Annotated in this window: 31 protein-coding genes and 1 tRNA gene; 11 read left to right on the forward strand and 21 right to left on the reverse strand. The window is 32.9% G+C overall.

Annotated features, from left to right (window positions below; all coding sequences use genetic code 11):
* Positions 1-136 precede the first annotated feature (136 nt).
* Together OEW78_RS04655 and thrC are read right to left on the reverse strand one after the other, a co-directional pair.
* A complete protein-coding gene (locus OEW78_RS04655) occupies positions 137-1,390 on the reverse strand; it encodes a hemolysin family protein (protein ID WP_300324791.1) in 1,254 nt (417 codons plus the stop codon).
* A gap of 149 nt (positions 1,391-1,539) precedes the next feature.
* Positions 1,540-2,877: a threonine synthase gene (gene thrC, locus OEW78_RS04660; RefSeq protein WP_300324794.1), complete on the reverse strand. Its 1,338-nt coding sequence runs from the start codon at positions 2,875-2,877 to the stop codon at positions 1,540-1,542.
* A gap of 105 nt (positions 2,878-2,982) precedes the next feature.
* Here thrC and OEW78_RS04665 point away from each other — a divergent pair, with 105 nt between their 5' ends.
* Positions 2,983-3,357 (forward strand): hypothetical protein, encoded by a 375-nt coding sequence (locus OEW78_RS04665; RefSeq protein WP_300324797.1) that lies wholly within the window; start codon positions 2,983-2,985, stop codon positions 3,355-3,357.
* 300 nt (positions 3,358-3,657) lie between these two features.
* Here OEW78_RS04665 and OEW78_RS04670 read toward each other — a convergent pair whose 3' ends face one another.
* From OEW78_RS04670 to OEW78_RS04680, 3 genes are all read right to left on the reverse strand, one after another.
* A complete protein-coding gene (locus OEW78_RS04670) occupies positions 3,658-3,969 on the reverse strand; it encodes a hypothetical protein (RefSeq protein WP_300324799.1) in 312 nt (103 codons plus the stop codon).
* A gap of 69 nt (positions 3,970-4,038) precedes the next feature.
* Positions 4,039-4,488, reverse strand: a complete 450-nt coding sequence (locus OEW78_RS04675) for a hypothetical protein (protein ID WP_300324802.1) — start codon at positions 4,486-4,488, stop codon at positions 4,039-4,041.
* Positions 4,489-4,538: 50 nt separating this feature from the next.
* Positions 4,539-5,105 (reverse strand): resolvase, encoded by a 567-nt coding sequence (locus OEW78_RS04680; RefSeq protein WP_300324974.1) that lies wholly within the window; start codon positions 5,103-5,105, stop codon positions 4,539-4,541.
* Positions 5,106-5,603: 498 nt separating this feature from the next.
* On the opposite strand from OEW78_RS04680, the gene OEW78_RS04685 reads away from it, so the two are divergent.
* Positions 5,604-5,810 (forward strand): hypothetical protein, encoded by a 207-nt coding sequence (locus tag OEW78_RS04685; protein ID WP_300324805.1) that lies wholly within the window; start codon positions 5,604-5,606, stop codon positions 5,808-5,810.
* Positions 5,811-5,847: 37 nt separating this feature from the next.
* Complete coding sequence (locus tag OEW78_RS04690) at positions 5,848-6,675, forward strand: hypothetical protein (RefSeq protein WP_300324977.1); 828 nt, start codon at positions 5,848-5,850, stop codon at positions 6,673-6,675.
* Here the strand turns inward: OEW78_RS04690 and OEW78_RS04695 are convergent.
* From OEW78_RS04695 to OEW78_RS04705, 3 genes are read right to left on the reverse strand one after another with little or no spacing between them, the layout of a single operon-like run.
* Entirely contained in the window at positions 6,668-6,976 is a 309-nt protein-coding gene (locus OEW78_RS04695) for a hypothetical protein (RefSeq protein WP_300324808.1), read from the reverse strand. The genes OEW78_RS04690 and OEW78_RS04695 overlap by 8 nt on opposite strands.
* On the reverse strand, positions 6,973-8,082 hold the full coding sequence (locus OEW78_RS04700; protein ID WP_300324980.1) for a thiolase family protein: 1,110 nt from the start codon (positions 8,080-8,082) through the stop codon (positions 6,973-6,975). The genes OEW78_RS04695 and OEW78_RS04700 overlap by 4 nt, the downstream gene beginning before the upstream one ends.
* 1 nt (position 8,083) lies before the next feature.
* Entirely contained in the window at positions 8,084-9,049 is a 966-nt protein-coding gene (locus tag OEW78_RS04705; protein WP_300324811.1) for an LLM class flavin-dependent oxidoreductase, read from the reverse strand.
* Between the two features lie 89 nt (positions 9,050-9,138).
* Between OEW78_RS04705 and OEW78_RS04710 the strand changes: the two genes are divergently transcribed.
* The 3 genes from OEW78_RS04710 to OEW78_RS04720 all read left to right on the forward strand — a co-directional run bounded on the left by OEW78_RS04710 (position 9,139) and on the right by OEW78_RS04720 (position 10,002).
* A complete protein-coding gene (locus tag OEW78_RS04710) occupies positions 9,139-9,366 on the forward strand; it encodes a hypothetical protein (protein WP_300324814.1) in 228 nt (75 codons plus the stop codon).
* A gap of 44 nt (positions 9,367-9,410) precedes the next feature.
* Positions 9,411-9,662, forward strand: a complete 252-nt coding sequence (locus OEW78_RS04715) for a hypothetical protein (protein ID WP_300324817.1) — start codon at positions 9,411-9,413, stop codon at positions 9,660-9,662.
* Between the two features lie 193 nt (positions 9,663-9,855).
* Positions 9,856-10,002, forward strand: coding sequence for a hypothetical protein (locus tag OEW78_RS04720; RefSeq protein WP_300324820.1), 147 nt, complete (start codon positions 9,856-9,858; stop codon positions 10,000-10,002).
* Between the two features lie 9 nt (positions 10,003-10,011).
* On the opposite strand, the gene OEW78_RS04725 is transcribed toward OEW78_RS04720, so the two are convergent.
* From OEW78_RS04725 to OEW78_RS04740, 4 genes are all read right to left on the reverse strand, one after another.
* A complete protein-coding gene (locus OEW78_RS04725; protein ID WP_300324823.1) occupies positions 10,012-10,680 on the reverse strand; it encodes a nucleotidyltransferase family protein in 669 nt (222 codons plus the stop codon).
* On the reverse strand, positions 10,681-10,929 hold the full coding sequence (locus OEW78_RS04730; protein ID WP_300324826.1) for a hypothetical protein: 249 nt from the start codon (positions 10,927-10,929) through the stop codon (positions 10,681-10,683).
* Positions 10,930-11,068: 139 nt separating this feature from the next.
* The gene (locus OEW78_RS04735) at positions 11,069-11,458 is read right to left on the reverse strand and encodes a hypothetical protein (protein WP_300324829.1); all 390 of its coding nucleotides are present in this window, start codon (positions 11,456-11,458) and stop codon (positions 11,069-11,071) included.
* Between the two features lie 30 nt (positions 11,459-11,488).
* Complete coding sequence (locus tag OEW78_RS04740) at positions 11,489-12,634, reverse strand: 5-(carboxyamino)imidazole ribonucleotide synthase (protein WP_300324833.1); 1,146 nt, start codon at positions 12,632-12,634, stop codon at positions 11,489-11,491.
* Positions 12,635-12,739: 105 nt separating this feature from the next.
* Here OEW78_RS04740 and purE point away from each other — a divergent pair, with 105 nt between their 5' ends.
* Positions 12,740-13,315, forward strand: coding sequence for a 5-(carboxyamino)imidazole ribonucleotide mutase (gene purE / locus OEW78_RS04745; RefSeq protein ID WP_300324836.1), 576 nt, complete (start codon positions 12,740-12,742; stop codon positions 13,313-13,315).
* 1 nt (position 13,316) lies between these two features.
* Here the strand turns inward: purE and ilvA are convergent, their stop codons facing one another.
* Both ilvA and OEW78_RS04755 read right to left on the reverse strand, forming a co-directional pair.
* Positions 13,317-14,525: a threonine ammonia-lyase gene (gene ilvA / locus OEW78_RS04750; RefSeq protein ID WP_300324839.1), complete on the reverse strand. Its 1,209-nt coding sequence runs from the start codon at positions 14,523-14,525 to the stop codon at positions 13,317-13,319.
* Positions 14,526-14,704: 179 nt separating this feature from the next.
* On the reverse strand, positions 14,705-15,544 hold the full coding sequence (locus OEW78_RS04755) for a hypothetical protein (protein WP_300324842.1): 840 nt from the start codon (positions 15,542-15,544) through the stop codon (positions 14,705-14,707).
* 204 nt (positions 15,545-15,748) lie between these two features.
* Here OEW78_RS04755 and OEW78_RS04760 point away from each other — a divergent pair, with 204 nt between their 5' ends.
* Positions 15,749-16,534 carry an adenylate/guanylate cyclase domain-containing protein gene (locus OEW78_RS04760; protein WP_300324846.1) on the forward strand — a complete coding sequence of 262 codons (786 nt, stop codon included), beginning with the start codon at positions 15,749-15,751 and terminating at the stop codon, positions 16,532-16,534.
* A gap of 13 nt (positions 16,535-16,547) precedes the next feature.
* On the opposite strand, the gene OEW78_RS04765 is transcribed toward OEW78_RS04760, so the two are convergent.
* Positions 16,548-16,694 (reverse strand): hypothetical protein, encoded by a 147-nt coding sequence (locus OEW78_RS04765; RefSeq protein ID WP_300324849.1) that lies wholly within the window; start codon positions 16,692-16,694, stop codon positions 16,548-16,550.
* A 136-nt stretch (positions 16,695-16,830) separates the two neighbouring features.
* Here OEW78_RS04765 and OEW78_RS04770 point away from each other — a divergent pair, with 136 nt between their 5' ends.
* Together OEW78_RS04770 and OEW78_RS04775 are read left to right on the forward strand one after the other, a co-directional pair.
* On the forward strand, positions 16,831-17,202 hold the full coding sequence (locus OEW78_RS04770) for a hypothetical protein (RefSeq protein WP_300324852.1): 372 nt from the start codon (positions 16,831-16,833) through the stop codon (positions 17,200-17,202).
* A 63-nt stretch (positions 17,203-17,265) separates the two neighbouring features.
* Positions 17,266-17,652 (forward strand): hypothetical protein, encoded by a 387-nt coding sequence (locus OEW78_RS04775; protein WP_300324855.1) that lies wholly within the window; start codon positions 17,266-17,268, stop codon positions 17,650-17,652.
* Here OEW78_RS04775 and OEW78_RS04780 read toward each other — a convergent pair.
* Genes OEW78_RS04780 through OEW78_RS04795 form a run of 4 tightly spaced genes read right to left on the reverse strand, consistent with a single transcriptional unit; the run spans position 17,649 to position 18,869 of the window.
* A complete protein-coding gene (locus OEW78_RS04780; protein ID WP_300324858.1) occupies positions 17,649-18,062 on the reverse strand; it encodes a VOC family protein in 414 nt (137 codons plus the stop codon). The genes OEW78_RS04775 and OEW78_RS04780 overlap by 4 nt on opposite strands.
* A 36-nt stretch (positions 18,063-18,098) precedes the next feature.
* The gene (locus OEW78_RS04785) at positions 18,099-18,317 is read right to left on the reverse strand and encodes an Lrp/AsnC ligand binding domain-containing protein (RefSeq protein WP_300324861.1); all 219 of its coding nucleotides are present in this window, start codon (positions 18,315-18,317) and stop codon (positions 18,099-18,101) included.
* On the reverse strand, positions 18,311-18,550 hold the full coding sequence (locus tag OEW78_RS04790; protein ID WP_300324864.1) for a hypothetical protein: 240 nt from the start codon (positions 18,548-18,550) through the stop codon (positions 18,311-18,313). Before OEW78_RS04790 ends, OEW78_RS04785 begins: the two co-directional genes overlap by 7 nt.
* 34 nt (positions 18,551-18,584) lie before the next feature.
* Complete coding sequence (locus tag OEW78_RS04795) at positions 18,585-18,869, reverse strand: hypothetical protein (protein ID WP_300324867.1); 285 nt, start codon at positions 18,867-18,869, stop codon at positions 18,585-18,587.
* A gap of 214 nt (positions 18,870-19,083) precedes the next feature.
* On the opposite strand from OEW78_RS04795, the gene OEW78_RS04800 reads away from it, so the two are divergent.
* Positions 19,084-19,374, forward strand: coding sequence for a hypothetical protein (locus OEW78_RS04800; protein WP_300324870.1), 291 nt, complete (start codon positions 19,084-19,086; stop codon positions 19,372-19,374).
* Positions 19,375-19,516: 142 nt separating this feature from the next.
* On the opposite strand, the gene OEW78_RS04805 is transcribed toward OEW78_RS04800, so the two are convergent.
* Positions 19,517-19,590, reverse strand: a tRNA-Phe gene (locus OEW78_RS04805).
* Positions 19,591-19,634: 44 nt separating this feature from the next.
* Positions 19,635-20,171: a cob(I)yrinic acid a,c-diamide adenosyltransferase gene (locus OEW78_RS04810; protein WP_300324873.1), complete on the reverse strand. Its 537-nt coding sequence runs from the start codon at positions 20,169-20,171 to the stop codon at positions 19,635-19,637.
* Between the last annotated feature and the right edge of the window lie 53 nt (positions 20,172-20,224).

The raw sequence follows: 20,224 nt of genomic DNA on the forward strand, positions 1-20,224 counted from the left end.
TAATCCCTGAAAACCACATGCTGATGCAAGCAATGCTGTTTGGAAAATCGTATTCTGAAGCTTTTGCACACACGGAATCCATATTTCATATGAAGGAGAAAAAAGAAAAATTACAAGAACATTTTGCTAAATAATTTTACTGTTTAATTCGTTCTATTCTTATTTTCTCTGGAAGATTTTTTACAACTTTCTCCACAATTATTCTCAGTTTTCCTAATTCTAATTTGTCTCCTTCTTGAGGTATGTCTTGTAATTTTTCATGTAATAATCCGTTTAGCGTACTATAGTCATCTCCTTCTGGCAATTCTGATTTGAAAATCTCGTTGATATCTTCGATTTCGATATCTCCTGTTGTGATTATTGTATCTTTATCTATAGAGTGATATTTTGTTGATTCCGGTAAATCTGTTTCGTCTTCTATGTCTCCAAGAATCTCTTCAATCAGATCTTCTAATGTTACTAATCCTTCTACTCCTCCATGTTCGTCTATTACTATTGCCATGTGAGTTTTTCTTCCTTTCATTTCTCTTAACAGTGACGTAACCATTTTTTCTTGTGAAACAAATACAGGATTTCTTGAAATTTGCTGTAATGTTTTCATCTTGTTGTCTGATTCAAGCTCTCTTAACACATCTCTTACATGAATGAATCCTACAATGTCATCATGGGTTTCACCATAAATAGGAATTCTAGAATGTGAGTTTTGATTAATAATTGGAAGTGCCTCAAACAATAACATTTTTGCAGGAAGCGTCTGCATTTTCATTCTAGGAGTCATCACAGCACGAATTACTGTATCATCAAACTCCAATGCCCTATGCAACAAATCGCGTTCATGTGATTCTAATGCTTCATCTCTATGTCCTTGATCAATTATACCTCTGATTTCATTTTCTGTTAATGCTGGTGGATGGTAGTCGCTTCCAGTAATTTTGATCATCACTCGTGTAATTCTCTCCAACGTCCAAACAATTGGATACATTGCATAACTAAACATCAACAAAATTCCGCTTGAACGTAATGCAACTTTAGTGGCATTAGCATTACAATATGTTTTTGGAGTAACTTCCCCAAAAATGATAATCAAAAAAGTCATAATTCCTACAGCAATACCTAATCCACTGTCTCCAAATAATTTTATTGCGACTACAGTTGCCAATGCGGATGAACCTATATTCACTAAATTATTTCCAAGATTTACAGCTGACATCATCCAACCTGGATTTGATTTGAGTTTTTGAAGTGCTTTGGAGCCTCTTCTTTTCTCTTTAAGCAATTGCTCTACAGTAGCTTGAGTGGTTCCTACCAATGATACTTCCAATCCACTAAAAAAACCTGAAAGTCCTATTAATGCTGCTAATGCACTAAGCTCCAACCATAATTCTACCAAGATATGACCCTCATGAAATTTTTAAATTTACATATATTACTCATTTAGTTTTTTTGCACCATCTTTTGGTTGCAATATTTCTACAAACCTTGGATTTAACTCTTAACTTGTTAAAATCACTCTTTTTTAAATTAATTATATGATTGAGGCTAATTTTTAGGAGGAATTGCAAATCTGTTTTCTGGATTTCTATGATAATCTACTGGTATCATGGCATCCTTTTGTCTTCCTGTGAGAATTCCTACTACAATGTCATCTTTTTTGATTATTTCTTCATCAATCAATTTTTTAATTCCAACAACTGATGCCCCCGATGCCATTTCACAATCAAAACCATTCAAACCTACAACAGACATCCCATCTAACATCTCAGAATCTGAAACTGTTGTAGCTACCCCGTTTGTAAATTCTAAAGCTCGTAGACCTTTTAAAATATTTGCAGGTCTGCCAATTTGAATTGCTGTTGCTTTAGTTTTTGGTTTTAATCCTTCTTTATCCAAATGATTATAATATCTGGAAATCAGTTCGGTATTTGGATTTCCTTTGTTCCATCTAATCTCTTCTCCTTCAAATTTCCCGTTATACAAATCAGATAATGTACTTGCACCTTCTGAATTTATTACTGCAATTCTTGGAATTTTTTTAATCCATCCCCACTCATATAATTCCATTAATGCTTTACCACAACTTGATGTATTTCCTAAAGCTCCTCCAGGATAAACAATCCAATCTGGAGATTCCCAATCCAAATACTCTAATGCTCTAAACGGAATTGTTTTTTGCCCTTCAATTCTAAATGGATTAATTGAGTTAACTGTGTATCCATCATGATTTTGTGCATCGTCTAATGATTGTTTTAACGCATCATCAAAATTTCCATCAACTTCTACAATTTGTGCACCAAATTGATATGCTTGGCTAAGCTTTCCTGGAGCAATTTGACCTGCAGGAATATACACATCACAATTCATTCCTTCATTTGCTGCAAACATTCCTGCTGATGCAGAAGTGTTTCCAGTAGATGCACAAACAATTTTTTTTGCACCAATCATTTTTGCATGGGTTACAGCTGTTGCCATACCATTATCTTTGAATGACCCACTAGGGTTGTATCCTTCAGGTTGTAACCATAAATTATTATTTGAAATTCCAATGAATTCAGCAGCTTTTGACATGTGATATGGTTTTGATTGCCTACCTTCTGCCCCGTCAAGAGATACGAGATATTTTGAACATTCATCCAAATTTTCAGTATCTATTTGGCAAAAGTTTAGTAAATCTCTAAATCTCCAAACTCCACTTTCATTGAAAATACTGCCTTCTGAATTTCTTCTTTCATAAAATACTTCTTTGAGAGACGATGATGGTTTGTTTTTGTATTTTACGTCTAACATGTGTCCTTTCTCACATTGAACATTTGTATTTTCAATGGGGTATTCTAATCCACATTGTGGATCAACACATTTTAGATAAGCGTCGCCTTGCATCGTAATTACAGATAATCGGTGATAATTTAAAGGAAATCATGTAAAAATCATTCAAGTTTAGATGTTTTTGCTAAACTTTAGATTGGATGGAATCTGATTATAATCATGGTTTCTTACGGGGAACATTTGAAAAAGATTCTCTCACAAACTATAGAATCACATAATTTTCTAAGAGAAATACAAGATAATCCTGGGGATTTAGATGTCATTAAGAAAGAATTGCTAAAAATTAACGGATTCATTAAAGTAATAACAAACAATATCGATGAGCACAAAATCCCTTTATCTGATTTTAAAAAATTAAAGTCCAAACTAAACTATTATTTAGAAAATTACTTCTTTGAACAAGAGATTGACACTATGACTTCGTTATACTCTGATGATGCTTATAGAATAAAAAACATGAGATTTAAAATAATTGAAGCCTTGGAAGATAAAAAAATGATTCAAAGCATGGAGGATTTGATACACCAACTATGACTGATGGAAAAAAATGTATGATTTGTGGATGTCGTGATCATAAAATTTTTGGATGTAATAGACATGTGGCAAAAAAATGTAGTTGTTATAATGATGGAAATTAACTGAAAATTGTTATTTTTTTTTAGGCCCTGATCTTTCGTGAAAATTCAAACAACATTTACATTCTTTTTGTACACATTCTGCCTCTTTATGATGACCACAAATACCGCATTCACAGCTTTTTGACATGATATAGATTATTTGATTTAGAATATAATTTATCCACTAATTTTTTATGAGTTTAAGGTCAAAATGAGACTATTTTTTGGATTTTGGCTTTTTTGCAGGTTTACCTTCTAATTCTTTTTTGATTTCTTCTGCTTTATTGTCTACTGCCTTGATTATTTCTTGTATTATACCATCCAAATCACTGTCTTCTGCCTCTGGTTCTACAGTACTTGCAATTTCATTGATCGTAGTAGAAATTTCAGAGCTTACATCTTCAAAACTTTCAGGATCCTCATATGCCGCATTGTATAGATTCTTCAGGTTATTTACGTGGCTTATTACTTGCTCTGTTATTACAATTTTGTAATCTGTTCCATTGACATCAAATTCTTTTGAACTCATAATGTTTTTTCAATATCTTTTGTTTATAATGTTTTCAGATAAAAATAAATGCTGTATGTAATTTATATTCTAAAACACTATGTAATCCAATGCTGAAGCATCACTGATCAATCTAGTGTGTTTTGAACCTACAACATAACCGTTTTTGATATCTTCTGCTGGTATCCATCTGTTTGTGGAAGTATAATGACGCTTTTCAGCCAATTCTCTTTCTATGGCTTCAATATCAAATTCAGCTTCTTCTACTTGCTGAGTGGTTAGGTGTTTTACAGTGACCAAAATTTTTGTTACTTTTACACGATCTCCAAATTTCCATTTTAGCACCGGATTTTCATCAGACACTTCTAGCACTTTGATCTTCATTTGCTTTTTACCAAATGCATCATGACTGATCAAAGCTCGTTCATCAGTAAATTCTTCAAAACTTATTCTTGAATTTACTTCTGCATCTGATACTGTCTCCAATAGGGATTCTGTAATCTTTTCAGATGGTTCGGCATCGATTCTTTCTTCAGACATACTATATCATTACATCTTATCCTTAAAAACGATTTGAAGAAATAGTCTAGTTAGGCACTAGTTCTTTGCTTTGTCTTAAATGGCATTTTACATTCTTGCAGTGAAATCTCTTCTCTAACCCCATCAATCTTTGCAAAAAATTTGCCTTCATATGTACAAACACAATCTGTTATGTCTAGAGATTCATCCCAAATTTTGAAATATTCTCGCAGTTCTCTCCCTTCATACTCTCCCACACCTATCCGTTTTTTTGATAAAAATTTGAATGCCAACAAAACATGTCGTTTTTTGTAAATATCAAATGTTTTAATCCATTCTAGGCAACGTTCAATTTGGTCTGCTGGAATGGGCAATGATGTACTAGTTCCAGACTTTGCCTCAATAGTAAATATGCTGCTATTTTCAGTATTTACAGCCAAAACATCTGGCAATGCAATACTGGGAGATCCTAGCCTGAATGCTTTCCAATCTTCTGTACTGTTGAATCTTTTTACGATGGTGTCTTCCCATTGGTATCCTCTCTGTCTACGTGTTCTTGCTGCTTTTTGATTATTTAGTATGGATTTTTCACCGTTTTTTTGTTTTGTAATGATTATTGATTGTAATTTTTTCCTCATTGGCATTTTATTCCTCTTTTAGATATAGTACAGTAGGTAATTATACAATATCTGTTGAAATTAGTTAGGTTATCTGTTTTTTAATAATGATAAAGAAGGTTTTGAACTCTTTTGAAACGAAACCATAGGCTTAAGTTTCAGATGCTTTAGGAAAAAATTTGTAGTTATTTGAAAGACAATTTCCTGACAAAAAAAACCATCTTGTTGCTATTGAGCGGTATTGGATTAGTTTTGTTTTGGCGAGGGATTTGGGAAGTATCTGCAAACTATTTTTCAGAACATGTTAGTCTTATTTTGGGATTGATGATTTTAATTATAGTTGCAATATATCAAAGAAGACAAATCTTTCAGTTTTTTGGTGCCGGAAAGTAGGATATAAGTAATTGAATATTACCTGTTTTAAGTCACAATTGCTTGAAAAACTAGGACATGATCAATAATTCTTGAAATTATTAAAAGATAATACACAAATTAAGACATTTTAAAATCTAAGGAATCATGGAATCTCTAAATGATTTGATAATTGAAGAGCTTCTGGAGCAACGAGATTTGAATTTGAATGTGTTAAAACATTTAGATTTTGAATTGGTAACGGATCCTACTGAAAAAGAAGTATGTGATATCAAAATATTGCAAAATGATACAATTGAAGAATTAAAAAAAATTGAACAGGAAATTGCTTTTTGGATATCTGAAAAATCATAAAATCCAATGAGTTTATCAAACCCAAATAAAACAAAATATTGTGCAAGAACTTGTAAAAAATCTAATTCACGTCAAACAGATTTTTGCAAAAGGATATGATGGCAATTCCCATATTCAGGAGGTAATCCCAACTAATGTTTCAGAAAAATTTCCAGTCGATGTGAATATTTTGAAGTATCTTCATAATTTTGCAGTTAAAAATCCAATTTATCACAATCACTATGAACAAGAGATCGATGGAATTTCTTGCACTGTATATGAGGGAGACATTAATGATTATTGGTTAAACAGCATAAAACACGGTTCAAGTTGTCAGCCGTTTTATCCTACATGGATAATGTCTGCATTTGTTATGGTTCAGATGGCAAAGCAGTTTGGTTATTCTGAATTAGTGGATATTGGTTCAGGAGATGGACGAATAGCATTTTGTGGAAATATTTTAGAGTTAAATTCTTACAGTATTGAAATCGATGAAGTATTAGTTGAATTACAAAACACTATTTGCAAATCTACAAAACAAAATTTTAATCCTATATGTCATGATGCATTAGAATTTGATTATTCGTCACTGAATCTGAAAAAACCTGTATTTTTTATCGGAGGTCTTGCCCAAATGGGAGGAGATGTTTTAGCTACAAGCATCATCGATAAAATCAATTTAATCATAAATCTAAATAATGATGCTGGAATTGTGTTTGCAGGAACGGATACAAAACGCCAGCTATCTGGGAATTTGGGGAATGGGGGTTGGAGTTCATTAATTGAAAAACATAATCTAAAAGTGATTGACACTGTGTCATTACCTACAATTTGGACATTTGATCAAGATGTTGAAACTCCGTACATATACACTGAATTCAAATAACTTGGAAAAAATAATTTCCGTCACGAATTCCACATTTTGATATTTTCACTGATTGCCCTATTTCTGGGATTTTAGAGGTTTTTGCCATTATTCTAATTACCTTTTCAAATTCAACCAGACAGAAATACTCATCATTTTGTCGTGAAAATTCTATGATTTTACCCACAAATATTCCTTCTTTTAGAAATATTCTTCCAAAACAATGATTGCAAAACTCTGATGGGGGCCATACAATTTTTTTACATTCCGTACATTCTGGAATACAAAATATTCCTCCATTTAGTTTTGATTCAAAATTCATGTTTCTAAAATTAATACTGTTGATGATGTAGCTGCAGCTGACATGTTATGGACTAGCCCTGATTTGGGATTATCAACTTGTCTTTTATCTGCAATTCCTTGAAGTTGTTGTGTAATTTCAATTGTTTGTGCTATTCCAGTTGCACCTAGTGGATGTCCTGAACCAATCAACCCTCCTCGTGGATTTATTTTAAAATCATCTGTACTGTGTAATTCATTTATTATTTGCATCCCATTACCATCCTCTGAAAATCCCAGGGATTCTAACGCCATAGGTTCACATACAGAAAATGCATCATGGATTTCTGCAACATCTATGTTTCTGATATTTTTGTTTGACATTTTCAGTGCTGTATGACCTGCCATTTTGGTTGATTCCATTGAACTGAATGAACTATTTTTAGTAAAACCTGCAGATATTGTTTTTTGACCAATTCCTGTAATCCACACGGGTTTGTCTGTAAGTTGTTTTGTTTTTTTCTCAGATGCTAAAATCATGGATGCACTTCCAGTACAAGGTCTTGAGCAATCAAGTAATCTAAGATCCTCTGTAAGTTTTTTAGAATTTATCACATCATTAACTGTGTATGTTTTCTTTGATAGTGCATTTGGATTTTCTTTTGCTTGTTTATGATTTTTTACAGAAACAATTGCTAATTGTTCATCAGAAATTGAGAATTTACGTTTGTATGATTTAGAAAATATGGATGCCCAAAATATGGGGTGTTTGTATTCTCCACGAGAGTCATCCCATTCTAATATTTGTCCTGGACTATCATATCTTTCTGCACCTGAAATTAATACCATGTCTGCAAGACCTGATGCAATGTAAGAATATGCTGATACGATGGAATTAGTGCCTGAATTACAGAGGCTCTCAACTGTGTGGGAGATCTTGGGCTGAATGCCTGACATTTCTGAAAGGATTGGAGACAAATATTTTGAATTGTTATTTGTAGATACCAACACTGCATCTATCTCATCTTTATTGATTTTTGAATTGTTTCTAAAAATCTCTTTTGTAGAATCTAGTAAAACTGATTCAATTTTTTTATCTTCCTTAGAAAAGGGTGTTATGCCATACCCTGCAATACCGACTTTGTTCACATCAATCATCCAAAAATGTTTTTTTAAATAATTTAAAAGAATTCATTGTTTCTCCAATGGGATTAAATTGTAAAATAGGTTGTTCAATTCCTGCATCAATAAAATTTGTCAGTTGCACTTTACATTCTTCAGAGGTTCCAGATATTGTTAGGGATTGAAGCATCGAATCAGTCACTAATTCATGATTTGATTTGAATCCTGACTTTTGAAATTCTTCAAAAATATTTGATGTTTCATTTTGGAATCCATTTTTTGCCAAAAATTCTCTATAAATATTTCCTACAGAAATGTAAAATGCTACAGTCTTTTTTGCACGTTTTACTGCTTCTTCTGAATCTTCTGAAACACAAGTGATTAGCTGACATGTAACATCAATTTTTTTCTTTGATTGCATTTTTGCAATCGTTTGTTTCATTTCATTTACTGGTCTTAGATAAAAAATCACGCCATCGCCTATATCCCATGCCAAATTCACCATTTTTTCATTTATTGCGGCAAGATAAATTGGGATTTTCTTTCTTTTTGGCTTGATAAGCAATGTAAAATTTTTTAGTTTGAAAATTTTTCCATCGTAATTCGCTGATTCTCCAGATGTAACAAGGCGAATTATATCTACATATTCCTTCATTCTTTGTATTGGTTTTTCAAATTTGTAACCATGGAATGATTCTACAATCGGCATGCTGCTGGTTCCAAGTCCTATGATCAGCCTTCCATTAGATAAAGTATCTGTCGTGACAGCTCCCATGGCAATAGTAGAAGGACTTCTGGAATAGATGTTGATAATTGATGAACCTATTTTTTGAGTGGTAGTCTTTGCTGAAACTGCTCCTAACATGGAAAAATTCTCCATTCCCCAAGTCTCAGGCACCCAAATAGCATCAGTATCTGTTTTTGATATTATCTCTGAGCACTGTAGCACCTCATCTATTGATAGTAGTGAGCCCAAACTGCATGCAATACGCATGAAATGCGTATGTCTTTTGGATATTCTAGTGTATCTGTTTCTGTGCTAGTTGACCTCTTCGCTAATTGTCTCTGGATGCTTCTCTTTAGATGGAATGGCCTAGTTTTACCATGACATTTCTAGAGAAAACCACCTCAAATGACTATAGGAGCACAGAAAGTGCCATATCTGATACTACTAAAATCCAGACAAGACTGGCAAGGAATCACTTTGATCTTTTCTGTAAAGCTGAATATGAAAACAGAACAGAATCTGAAGTCATAGCAGAACTCAAAATATACAGGGAACAATCAAACGAGGAGAAATTCCAAAAATAACTCAAACATTAAATGAAAAAGGAGTTAGTATTGTAACTGATTTTTTGGCAAACGCCCCTGAAGAAATAGATTGTACACTAACAGGTTATTTTGCTATTTGTTGTGAACATAAAATTTTGCCTGAATACCTGCTTCCTCCATTCAATATTCGAATAATTGTTTCTTGTCAATCAGATCAAATGGTAAGAGATTGGGCTAATCAATTATCATCATTGTTAAATGAAAACGGAATTGATACACAATTCAAAGATAATGGCTCAAATCTGGAAATAGACACTAGGGATAAGGAATCCTAATACTGGATTGCTGCGGTGATTATTTCAGGATCTGAATAAATAAAAAGATCAAATACTAGTTTGCCCTAAATTATACAATGAATGAGCCTAAAAATAGGCATTTAGCGACTAAAATTATTGGTACAACTGTTTTAGCAATAGGTTAATTTTGATTGAGGCTGAAGATTATCAGATCCAAACATAACCAATATCATTGAGTCAGCAGATATTCTTAGAAAAAAAGGAGATAAAGACAACCTTTTGGGATTATGCAACAAAATATGCTTCTGCAAGCAAGGATGAATCTTTCGTAGAGGAATTGGCATACTGTATGGTCACATTGCATAGAACTGGCGCATAATTTGTAATTTTATTTAATTATTTTATCTACTTCTAAAGCACATTCTTCCATGTCTTTGAAAGAATCCACTGAATACCATTTCGCATTTTTGAATTTCATTGTGTTTAGAATTCCTTTTTTTGCATAATCTGGAAATACAGTTTTCTCAATATCTCCCTTGTTTGGAAGGTCTTTTAGAATTCCTTTTTTTAAATGGTAAACCCCTGCATTCATCCATGTATTTGAAATTTCTTTTTTCTCTCTAAAATTTACTATCTTATCATTATCTGTTTCCAAAATTCCATATTTTGTTCTTAATTCAATTGCAGCAATTGCGTTTTCCTTTGTTGCAAGTTTTTTTAAATCAATGTCAGTTATAGTGTCTCCATTTATCACAAAAAATGATTCTTCGTTAAACATCTTGCCTGCTTTTTTAATTGCACCACCTGTTCCTAAAGGTGATTTTTCTATTGAAAATTTTATTTTGATTCCTACATCTTTCATGTTCAAATGATTTTCAATCATCTCTTGTTTGTATCCTGTACAAATAATGGCTTCAGTGACCCCAAATTTTTTCAAATATTTTAATTGCCATTCGATTATTGGAATATTTTTAATTGGGATTAGAGGTTTTGGAACATAATCTGTAATTGGTCTTAATCTTTTACCTCTACCACCAGCTAAAATAATTGCTTTCATCTAACTGGTTGTATTTTTTTTAGGTTTTATATTTTCAGAATTTACAAGATCTTCCATCTTTTTTGCAAATTCATTGTAGATCTTTTCTAGTTCCTTTAACGGCATCTCAATTCCCAATAACTCCATTGTTTTGTTCCAGGATTCGATATATTTTTCATCATCAAGGCCTTTGCCTAGAGTTTCAGCTATCGAATGAATTCCTTCAGTTTTTCCCAAGGCGTAAATTGCAATCTCTTTGTCTGTTAGCATTGAATCATTCACTTTCAGTCAAGTAGTAATGTAATTCAGTGTAGCATTCTACACAATATTCTTCAAAATCAGTGTGATCACAATCATATACTTTATTCACATTATTTTCACATTTTGCACAAGCGGGCATTTCAATCGTTTAGGATTTTTTGATTTTAAGTATGCCTAATCCAATCTGAACTAGTCCTGCAATAATTAATGGGACTGTTTCAGCAAGTATGCTTCGTCCTGATGCTTCTTCCATGGCTTCTGCATTTCCAATCACAACTGCTCCTCCTATAATGATCAAAATACCTGCAATAATTATCATGATGCCTAGACCTTTTGATGGTTCTTTTTTGGAAATGAAAAATGCAATAATCGGTAAAATCAATGCCGGAAGCCCCAATCCCATACCTCTAGTTTTATGATCAAATGGTATGAAACCATCACCACTATCCGTACTGTACCCTACAACTACATCCATGCCATAAACTACCAGTAATGCAATTGCAATGCCTGTAATGATCAATGCAGGGGTTAAAGCCATGAAAAATTTTGTTTTGAACAATTAATAAATCTAATTAGATCGTCTGACAATCATTTTGGGTTTTAATAATTCTAATTTATTTAACAATTCATTAATTGACTCTCCTTTCATTCCTACAATATTGGCATGCCCTAGTTTGCGTAATGGCTTTGAGATTTTCTTACCGTACATTTTCAAAAATACTCCTGAATTAGAGATGTCCAAAGGTAAGTATTCTCCCGTAAAACTCTCATCGCCTAAAATATTGTACATTATTGAATTATGAATTAGTTTGGTGCTGCCTAAATCTAATCCTAAAATCGCTCGCAAATGTTGTTCAAATTGTGATGTTTCGCTTGACTGTAAAGTATGGTGACCTGAATTATGGACCCTTGGCGCTATTTCATTGATCACAATATTTTCATCTTGAGTAACAAACATCTCTATCCCAAAAATTCCTGCACCTTTTAGTACAGACATTGTTTTTTCTGCTATCTCTTCTGCTTTTTTTGAAATCTCTCTTGAAACTCTGGCAGGTGCAATAGTTTCCCTCAAAATATTTTCATGATGAATGTTTTCAACTAATGGATATGTCTTAATTTGACCTTTCGTGTTTCTTGAGGCAATAACTGAAACTTCCATGATAAATGGCACAAATTTTTCTAAAAGGAGTGGCTGTCCTTTAAAATAATCATATGCCTTTTGTATTTCATCTTTAGAATTAATTTTAAAATTGCCTCTTCCATCATAAGCATCTCTGCGAGCCTTTAACATTGCTGGGATGCCAAATTTTTGCAAACCTGTTTTAACATCATCCATATTTTTTATTTCCACAAATTCAGGAACCGGAATATCATGTTCAAGCAAAAATGATTTTTGTAAGAATTTATCTTGGATTATTTTTAATGTTTCAGGAGAAGGGTTGATTTCAGCTTTATCTTCAACTGATTTTAAAACATCACTGTCTCCTGATTCAATTTCATATGTAATGATATCTGATTTTGTTGCAAGTTCTATTATGGCATCTTTATTTTTAAAATCTGCAATAATCTGTGTTGCTCCAACTTGTGCTGCTGGGCAATTTTCAGTAGGATCTAACACAATAATTTCAGATATCTCATTGGGCATTTTCTTTGCAGCCTCTGCAATCATCATTCCTAGTTGACCTCCGCCGATAATTCCTAGAACTTTTGACATTACAAGAAGGGTGTTTTTGGATTAAAAATATCTAATGTTGCTCAAAATATTTGTTGATTTTTTTGCAATAGAATTGTTAATTACTCGCTAGTTTTTTCTAATATTATGGCATATTCCAAAAAACCTTTGGTTGGAATTATCATGGGGTCTAGCTCAGATAGTAGAATAATGCAAGGTGCAGCTGAAATTTTAGATGAATATAAAATTAAACATGAAGATCAAATTGTATCGGCGCATAGAACTCCTGCCAGATTATCAGAATATGCAAAACATGCTGAAAAAATGGGATTCAAAATAATAATTGCAGGTGCAGGTGGGGCTGCGCATTTACCGGGAATGATTGCATCTCATACAACAATACCTGTTATCGGAGTTCCGATACTTGTATACAATGATAAACATCCCAAAAAAACAGATATGACAAAATTTTCTGCATTTGGGGGATTGGATTCATTGTTGTCTATTACCGAAATGCCTTCAGGATCTCCTGTTGTTGCTGTCGGTATTAACAAAGCAGGAAATGCGGGGATTTATGCAATGAAGATGCTTGCAAATGAATTTCCAGATTTAAAAAAGAAATTAAAACAACACAAATCCAATCAACACAATTCAGTTATGAAAGAATCTAATCAGTTAAAGAAACAAGGTCTTTCAAAATTTGCCAAAAGCAAATTCAAGTAAATTATGTCAATAGCGTGAATTGAATATTTTTTTCTTTTAGTGCATCAATTAACAATTGAGCTTGCTCTCTGCCTTGTGTTTCCAGACTCAATGTTACCCCTGCAGAACCTGCACTGATTGCAGAACTGAGTCTGTCATGAACTACCTCTACAATGTTGGCATTTGCTAAAGTAATTTCATCAACAATTTCTTTGAATGCTCCTGGCCTGTCAGGCAATAAAATAGATAATTTGAGTAGACGTCCCATTCCGGCAAGACCTTTGTCCACTATTTGTCCTAGCAGATACATGTCTACATTACCTCCTGCTAAAACTGCTACTACTTTTTTTCCAATTGCTGGTTTTTTTGATATTAGATAAGCTAAACTTGAAGCTCCTGCAGGCTCCACTACAAATTTCATCCTCTCCATTAATAGAAACATGGCTTTGGTGATTTCTACATCATCAACTAGAACTATTTCATCGATGAGTTCTTTGATGATTGAAAATGTTAATTGTCCTGGAACTTTTACCGAGATGCCGTCTGCTATGGTTCTTTCTCCTCCGCTAGCGGTAATTGATCCTTGTTTCACTGAATCATACATTGCTGGAAATGATTTTGATTGAACTCCTATGACTTTGATTTGAGGATTACTTTCTTTTATTGCAATTAATATTCCGGCTGCCAGTCCTCCTCCTCCTATGGGGAGATAGATCTCATCTACATCTGATAATTCATCTAAAATCTCAAGACCAATAACACCTTGTGCTGCTATGACTTGAGGATCATCAAATGCATGTATCATTGTTGCCCCTGTCTCTTTTGCTATTTCTTTTGCTTTGGAAGATGATTCATCATAGTTTACTCCTTCCAAAATTACTTTGGCGCCATACCCTCTTGTTGCTGCAACTTTAGCTGGTGATGCATTTTTTGGCATTACAATAGTACAAGGTATTTTCTCTAATGCAGATGCAAATGCAACTCCTTGTGCATGATTTCCTGCTGATGCTGCAACAACCCCGTATTTTTTTTCTTCATCTGATAATGATTTGATTTTAAAATATGCTCCTCGAATTTTAAAAGAACCTGTCTTTTGTTGAAATTCTGCTTTTAGGTAGATTTCCGAACCCGTCATCTCACTAAATGTTGGAGAATGAATAAGTGGTGTTTTCCTTATTTCATGACCTCGTAAGGAATTTGCTACAAGTATGTCATCATATGATGGGTTCATTGGAAATGTTGCTATGGATTTACTGTATTTGACTTCTTCTATACAAAATTTGCATCTTTAGTCAAATTTTATGCGTAAATTATCAGGTATGGCTAAATAGTTGTAAACAGTTCTTCAAAATATATCCAGGAACCGGATCCTCCCCTTTGAGATAATTTCTCATTTTCCGGTTTCTTGGTTTATAATTTAATAATAGTTTCTAATTCTGATAAACGTTTCAAGATATTTTCTTTTGTTGAATCAGACATCTTTCTTGGATCAAAGACTCCTTCACGGTTGCCGTTTTTGATAAATTCCAAATCTAACGTTAGTAAACATCCTTCTTCTCCTGCAACTAATCTAGGATCATCTATTAACACATTTGATGTTTGATAAGTTTCAACTAGCAACGAATCAAGTTCTGAAAAAAGTTTAGATTTTTTTTCAGACAGTTCTTGAAAATCAACATTTGTCTCCTTTTGAATTTCTTCAAAAACTTTTTCTCTAAACTCGTCATTTTCATAAAATACTTCAAATAATTTTTGATGATCAAAATCTTTGTAACCTAATTCTTTTAGTTTGTTTAAAACGATTTGATCACTGTTATCTGAGAATTGTTCTTGTTCATTTTTTGTCAGATCTACAATTTCAGATAGTTCTTTTTGGCAATCAATCACTCTTTGAACTGGCTTGTAGTATAGTAAAACATGGAATTGTAATGATAAATGACCTGATAGCAAATAACTGCCTTCCTTAATCTCAAATTTTGTGAAGATTCTTCGGACATCTTGATTATTAGTAATTGAGACATCTTGTACAGACCATTCTTTTAATGAATCATTAATTTTTTGAAAATAATCTGAAATTAATTTTGGATCAAATGTTTTTTGTTCTGTTACTGTTGAATCTCCCATCATAACTTTCACATCGATCATTTTTGTAAAATCAATTATTTTTGGAAGAAATGCTTTTTGAATCGATTCATTTTTTTCATTTAGCAGATGGATGAATTCATTGGATGATCTTGAACCTAATCTCACAAAAAATAGAAAATAATTGCACTCCTTAAACCTTCATCATTAAATCTAAATAGATTGGATGGGTATTATAGGCATGAATGCATCTGATACTGCTTGTGACAATTGTGATGGAATCATCATAGAATATTACCATGATGGCTACAGGGGGAGAAGGGGTAAATGCTCTAAATGCAGTACAGATTTTCCCTTGGATTGAGATAAAAAATGACTGAAAAAAAACAAGAATCAGAAAAAAAAGATCAGGGAATTAATGTAGTAGACATGTTGCTTAGTAAGAATAAGAATGAAATCTTAGATTCTGATACCATGATTTTAGAAACTCAAAAACGTGTTTGGGCAGCTCTCAAAAAAGGATATGAATACAGTGGATTAATTGATGAATCTGAAGCATTTCTAAGAAAAAATGTTTTTTCAAAATTAGACATGGTTGTACTCTATGTTGATTTGGTCGGATCTACAACAATGACATTAGAAATGCCTGCAGAAAAAATTGCGATTATCATAAGTTCTTTTTCTCAAGAAATGGCAGCAGTAATTAGACAACATCATGGATATGTTTTAAAATTTGTTGGTGATGCTGTTGTAGGGTTTTTTGTAGGAGAAGGAATGCTTGCCTCAGATAATGCTGTAACCTGTGCAAAATCAATGATATCTATAATTCAAAAAGGCATCAACCCTATTTTGAATCAATATGATTATCCTGATTTAATGGTGAAAATTGGATTAGATTTTGGTCAAAATATTGTTGTACGATATGGTGCTGATGTTGTAAACTCTCATGTTGATTTAATGGGACCTGCAATGAATATTGCTGCAAAAATTCAAAATTTGGCAAAACCCAATCAAATTTTAATTGGCTATGATGTCTATCGAAGATTACATCCAAAAACACAAGAACAGTTTTCATTAATAGTTTGGAAAAAAGATGAATGGAAATATCGCTCCAGAATAACTGGCGAAATTTATAATGTATATGAATTCAAAGGATAGTTTAATTTTATAATTATACTGTAAACTTGTCAGGACACTCTACATGTTCATAATGATGCTCTGTGAATTTTTCTTGGACCACATAAATTACAATTTTGTGTAGATCTTGTTCTTCAATCTCTTTTTTACATTTCAAACATGATTTCTTTGATTGATCCATCTGATCATCGATCTAAGTAGGGAATCTATAAGGATCTGCGATCAGCTCAATTTGAGCTAAAATGCCTGAAGTTTAACTAAAGAGTATATCAAACGACTAAAGCAAGCCACAAATATAGCAAATATTGATGAATAACATGGATAATTTAGTAACAAATCACCTTCACGACCTTTATGGATTAAATCCAAACATTCCTCATTTAGCATTCCAATTTCCAAGACTGCCCCCAGGCTTATCAAATACTATGTTTAAAATTCAAGGAAATCCCATGAAGGAACAATTTTTGCAAAATGCTGATACAATGGCTCAAAAATTGCAAGGATTTCAACACATGTATCAACAATATGCTGCAGGTTTACTTACGATGAATTCAATAGTGATTCCACCAGGACATCCAGCATATACCAGACAAAATTCTATCAAAACACTTCAAACTGAAAATGATAAACTATTAAAAGAAAATCTAGAATTAAAGAAAAAATTAGAAAAAGAAAATAATTCTAAATAAAACACTAGTTCTAAAAACTGTAATTAGTCAATAGGCTTATTAATTTCAAAATATAGTTTGATCATGGTCAAAACTCCTGCAGAAAAATGGAAAGATGCTGTTGTGAAATATAGAAAACAATGTCAAAAAATTTTAGAAATATCAAACAGTATACGATATGCAGGTATTGTTAATGCCTATGGTAGAACATTAACTGGAATGATCAAACCCAATCTCAAGCCTCTTTTACAGTCAGAAGATTTCAAAAATGAACTGTTTGTGATATCTACATTGATTTCTCTTAGAAGAAATTCAGTCAGCGCAATTGGAAAGTTAGAGCATGTGGTATTACAACATCAAAAAATCTCAATCTTGATTTTACAAAAAAATAATACAACATTCTATGTGTCTATTGATAGAAAAGAAAAAGACTTAGAGAAGATTATCTCTTTAATTAAAAAGACAATCTAAGCTGGTGTAAATCCTTGATATCCGCCTGTTTGTTGATCTTTATCTTCAAAGCTAGGTTCGAATAATGAAATAAGATACTCATCAGGATCTAATATTACTGCATTTTTTCCTGCATCTTTTTCAACAATATCACGATGAATTGTGACTCCTTTTGCTTTTAATTCCTCAACAGCAGACTGTACATCACCTACAAGAAAACCGATGGTAATTCCATTTTCAATTGAACTTCCAGTGTGTTTTTCTGTCAATGATGCTGGATGTAAACTCAATAAAGCACCAGATGTACCCAAATCAACCCAGGATCTTCTTTGATTTCTAATAGGAAGACCTATGATTTCATGGTAAAATTGTAGGGATTTGTCAATGTCTTTAACTGCTAGAATAACATTGCCTACTTTTTTGATGTTCACAGATATACTAGCCAGAAGTTCTTTAAATCCATTGCGTCATTGCACTTCAACCATAGTTTCAGTCCTATCCACACCGCTGATTCTTTGTATTTGATTTGCTACTTCTTTAATCTGAATCAATTCCTCTACATCAATTATGGCTACTGCGTCAAATTGACCGCTTGTTGGAAATGAATCTGCAACGGATGGGATTTTCTTTAATCGTGCAGCAATTAGTTTTTTTGGAGATTTTACCAAAATTATTGCTCTTACCATCCCATGTTAACCTCCACTTCAATTAGAGTTTCTGTCGTGACAATATCTTTGATTTTTTTAAAATCGATCACAGTGTTGTTAATTTCATCAATATTTCCTTGTAAAAGAACACTGATGTCTGCTCTTCCTGCAACCACCATGATTTGTTTGATGATTTTTCTCTTTTTCTTGAGTATGGCAACTACAGAATCTACTTTTCCGGGTTTTATCGTGATTAAACATAGAGCACGCATGATTAGACTACGTCACCGAATCTGATAAAGATTCCTAGTCAAAGGCTTCTTGAGAACGAGCTTCTTCAAGATAAGCACGTCTTTCCTCATTGACTTTCTCTTGATCAATTTCAATATCATCATCAACTATGACAATGCCCATATCTCCTGAGGAATCGTCAATACTGTTCTTAGTTTTAGCTTTTGTTGCTTTAGCTTTTGTTGCTTTAGCTTTTGTTGCTTTAGCTTTTGTTGCTTTAGCTTTTGTTGCTTTAGCTTTTGTTGCTTTTTTTTCAGGTGCTTTCTTTGTTACTTTCTTTGCTGATTTTTTTTCAACCATGAATGTCGAAAATCAAGAGGTAGGGTGGCTTTTAAAGATTATGCAGAATGAAATTTGCATAAAAACGATCACCTATAATCGATCAACTAGACTATCTGAGTCAATAATTGACTCATGACTGGATTTATCATTAATTGATCTGTGCAATTACTATTGGAGGTGAAAAGACATAGCAACATTAGCAGATTACCAAACAATTGGAGATAGTGCATCATTGGCAAAAATAGGTGATCAGTCATTTACAATTACATTTGTAGAAGATTCAGATTATACTCAGGGTGAAAATATCACTAAAGGAATAAAGATCACAACTAAAGAAATGTTTGAGATAGACGGAAATTATTTTAACAAATTTCACACAACACGTGTAGCCATAGTTAATAGATTCAAAAATGAGAAACTCCGCGAAGATATCAACATAAAACAAATTCCACTAGGTCCCGTAAAATGCATCTCTGAAAAATCCGCATCTGGAAAAAATTTCTTTAACCTAGTAGATGCATAGTATGAAACTCTAGAAAGGTTTTCCACCTTTTCTTTATTTCTAAAGAAAAGGGAATAAAATGAAAACCAATACTTGTAAGATGAATTTCTACTTAATACTATTGTAATTTTCAAAAATTACTGACTAATTATGGATAAAACAGTGCCGCGGGCGGGATTTGAACGCGCGACAGCCCGGTCTTCAGCCGAGTGCTCTCCCAGGCTGAGCTACCACGGCACTTAGAAAAAAAGGATAATATTGAGGAATTAAAGTTTGTCTTTTCAGATCTTCCAAGGAATATCGTCTTTATTTTTTCGTTTATTGATTAGACGCCCTATTACAAAAAACAAATCAGACAACCGATTAAGATATTTGATGCAATTGGAGTTAATTTCGTCTTTTTCACTTAATTGAACTGTTTGTGATTCTGCTCTTCTTACCACTGTTCTTACATACTGCAATTGTGCTGCAGAAACATCACCACCAGGCAAAATAAAATTGGTAAGGGGGGGCAACTCTGATTCAAATTTATCAATATAATGTTCTAGCTTTTCAATCATGTCTAATGATACCCTGTTTTTTACATCATTGAGATTGGGATTTGAAAGGTCTGCTCCTACAAGAAATAGATCATTTTGAATTTCAGTTAAAATCATTCTAATATCCTCATCTAACGAATTACTCAACACTACACCTAGAGCAGCATTAGCTTCATCAACAGTACCATAAGAAATGATCCTGGGATGTGATTTTGATATCCTGTAATTTCCTTGCAATCCCGTATTCCCATCATCTCCAGTTTTTGTATATATTTTCATCACCCTGTTATTTTTGAAATAACTATTATGTGATTCGGATTAACAATATGAAA

The organism is Candidatus Nitrosopumilus sp. (assembly GCF_029882185.1).
Lineage (GTDB): Archaea > Thermoproteota > Nitrososphaeria > Nitrososphaerales > Nitrosopumilaceae > Nitrosopumilus.

Bases quoted from the DNA above. Each gene is read 5' to 3' on its own strand.
- thrC (WP_300324794.1), bottom strand. From the start codon at position 2,877: ATGCAAGGCGACGCTTATCTAAAATGTGTTGATCCACAATGTGGATTA.
- OEW78_RS04665 (WP_300324797.1), top strand. From the start codon at position 2,983: ATGGTTTCTTACGGGGAACATTTGAAAAAGATTCTCTCACAAACTATA.
- OEW78_RS04670 (WP_300324799.1), bottom strand. From the start codon at position 3,969: ATGAGTTCAAAAGAATTTGATGTCAATGGAACAGATTACAAAATTGTA.
- OEW78_RS04675 (WP_300324802.1), bottom strand. From the start codon at position 4,488: ATGTCTGAAGAAAGAATCGATGCCGAACCATCTGAAAAGATTACAGAA.
- OEW78_RS04680 (WP_300324974.1), bottom strand. From the start codon at position 5,105: ATGAGGAAAAAATTACAATCAATAATCATTACAAAACAAAAAAACGGT.
- OEW78_RS04685 (WP_300324805.1), top strand. From the start codon at position 5,604: ATGGAATCTCTAAATGATTTGATAATTGAAGAGCTTCTGGAGCAACGA.
- OEW78_RS04695 (WP_300324808.1), bottom strand. From the start codon at position 6,976: ATGAATTTTGAATCAAAACTAAATGGAGGAATATTTTGTATTCCAGAA.
- OEW78_RS04705 (WP_300324811.1), bottom strand. From the start codon at position 9,049: ATGCGTATTGCATGCAGTTTGGGCTCACTACTATCAATAGATGAGGTG.
- OEW78_RS04710 (WP_300324814.1), top strand. From the start codon at position 9,139: ATGGAATGGCCTAGTTTTACCATGACATTTCTAGAGAAAACCACCTCA.
- OEW78_RS04725 (WP_300324823.1), bottom strand. From the start codon at position 10,680: ATGAAAGCAATTATTTTAGCTGGTGGTAGAGGTAAAAGATTAAGACCA.
- OEW78_RS04730 (WP_300324826.1), bottom strand. From the start codon at position 10,929: ATGCTAACAGACAAAGAGATTGCAATTTACGCCTTGGGAAAAACTGAA.
- OEW78_RS04735 (WP_300324829.1), bottom strand. From the start codon at position 11,458: ATGGCTTTAACCCCTGCATTGATCATTACAGGCATTGCAATTGCATTA.
- OEW78_RS04740 (WP_300324833.1), bottom strand. From the start codon at position 12,634: ATGTCAAAAGTTCTAGGAATTATCGGCGGAGGTCAACTAGGAATGATG.
- purE (WP_300324836.1), top strand. From the start codon at position 12,740: ATGGCATATTCCAAAAAACCTTTGGTTGGAATTATCATGGGGTCTAGC.
- ilvA (WP_300324839.1), bottom strand. From the start codon at position 14,525: ATGAACCCATCATATGATGACATACTTGTAGCAAATTCCTTACGAGGT.
- OEW78_RS04760 (WP_300324846.1), top strand. From the start codon at position 15,749: ATGACTGAAAAAAAACAAGAATCAGAAAAAAAAGATCAGGGAATTAAT.
- OEW78_RS04765 (WP_300324849.1), bottom strand. From the start codon at position 16,694: ATGGATCAATCAAAGAAATCATGTTTGAAATGTAAAAAAGAGATTGAA.
- OEW78_RS04770 (WP_300324852.1), top strand. From the start codon at position 16,831: ATGGATAATTTAGTAACAAATCACCTTCACGACCTTTATGGATTAAAT.
- OEW78_RS04775 (WP_300324855.1), top strand. From the start codon at position 17,266: ATGGTCAAAACTCCTGCAGAAAAATGGAAAGATGCTGTTGTGAAATAT.
- OEW78_RS04785 (WP_300324861.1), bottom strand. From the start codon at position 18,317: ATGGTAAGAGCAATAATTTTGGTAAAATCTCCAAAAAAACTAATTGCT.
- OEW78_RS04790 (WP_300324864.1), bottom strand. From the start codon at position 18,550: ATGCGTGCTCTATGTTTAATCACGATAAAACCCGGAAAAGTAGATTCT.
- OEW78_RS04795 (WP_300324867.1), bottom strand. From the start codon at position 18,869: ATGGTTGAAAAAAAATCAGCAAAGAAAGTAACAAAGAAAGCACCTGAA.
- OEW78_RS04810 (WP_300324873.1), bottom strand. From the start codon at position 20,171: ATGAAAATATATACAAAAACTGGAGATGATGGGAATACGGGATTGCAA.